1 protein-coding gene is annotated in these 1,388 nt (G+C 44.3%); it reads right to left on the bottom strand.

The genetic code is table 11. From position 1 onward, the window contains the following. Nucleotides 1-202: 202 nt before the first annotated feature. On the bottom strand, nt 203-1,153 hold the full coding sequence (locus O9290_RS27790) for an NAD-dependent epimerase/dehydratase family protein (RefSeq protein ID WP_002761306.1): 951 nt from the start codon (nt 1,151-1,153) through the stop codon (nt 203-205). Nucleotides 1,154-1,388: the final 235 nt, after the last annotated feature.

The raw sequence follows: 1,388 nt of genomic DNA, 5'->3' as shown, positions 1-1,388 counted from the left end.
TTGTACCAAGCGATGTACTACAAGAAGGATAATGCAAGGTTTTTGAACGTCCCAATCCTATTTTCGCAGCATGAACATCGGACTTTAACAGGTCAAAAGCTTTATTTTAAAAGGGTTTTACCATTATTCAGCAAACCCTAGATATTGCCCAAAATCTCCCTGTAAAAGGGAGATTTTTTGATTATTAAGGATATTGCCCCCGTTAACAATATAATTCCTGAATCCACTGCCATTCTTGGGCTAATCCTTCGGCTAAAGAAACTTGGGGATTATAACCTAGAATAGTACGGGCTTTGGTGACATCGGCGGCGGTGTGACGGGCATCTCCCCGGGCCAATCCTTGATGCGATCGCTCGATCGGTTTACCAATGACTTTTTCCATAGTATCCAAGACATCCAACAAAACCACGCGACTACCACCACCAATATTAAACACCTCCCCCACCGCTTCCGGTACGACGGCAGCGGCTAAATTAGCGGCTACAGCATCGCTAATAAAGGTAAAATCGCGGGTTTGTTTGCCATCCCCGTAGATGCCGATGGCTTTATCTGCGATCGCTGATTGAAAAAACTTATGGAAAGCCATATCGGGACGTTGCCGCGGTCCATAAACGGTGAAATAACGTAAGGCAGTGACGGGAACGTTAAAATTCTGGTGATATAGCCAACAGAGTCTTTCTGCCGCTAATTTGGTGATGCCGTAGGGTGAAACTGGTTGGGGACAAAGGGTTTCGGGAGTCGGCATCGTTTCCGCATTGCCATACACCGAGGAAGTGGAAGCAAAAACCATCCGTTGTAAAGACGGGGTTTCCTTAGCGGCCTCAAGAATAATTTGAGTAGCATTTATATTCCTTTCGGTATATTGACGAAATCCATCACCCCAGCTTGCTCTGACTCCTGCTTGGGCTGCCTGATGGAATAATACTTCTACTCCTTGCAACAGTTGTCGCCAGTCGAGGGCTTGTATATCCGCTTCGATTAACTTAAATTCGGGATATTTGGCTAGAATATGGGCATTTTTGCGCTTTAAACTGGGGTCGTAATAATCGTTAAATTGATCGATCCCGATCACCTGATCTCCTTGTTCTAAAAGCTTTTCTGCCAAGTTAGAACCGATAAAACCCGCGACACCAGTAACAATATGAGTAGCCATTTAATCCTAGTCGTTGATATTTTGTATCGATTGTAAGCTAAGACGCATTTAAGTAGGGTTTGCGGCAAAAAGTTTTTCGTGGGGGCAGGGTGTGGGGTTTTACCCATTTTCAGACGGTCAATTACCTAATTTTCAGGGAAAAAGTCCAGGAATTTTCGCCCCGATCCCTCCAATGGCTGGCACTTTTTGAGGTCAAAAAAGTCTAAAAGTCTTATCCAACAAGGTTTTTAGATTT

The sequence above is a fragment of the Microcystis sp. LE19-41.2A genome, from assembly GCF_027530405.1.
Classification (GTDB): Bacteria; Cyanobacteriota; Cyanobacteriia; order Cyanobacteriales; family Microcystaceae; genus Microcystis; species Microcystis aeruginosa.
This window is presented reverse-complemented; position numbering and strand designations above follow the sequence as displayed.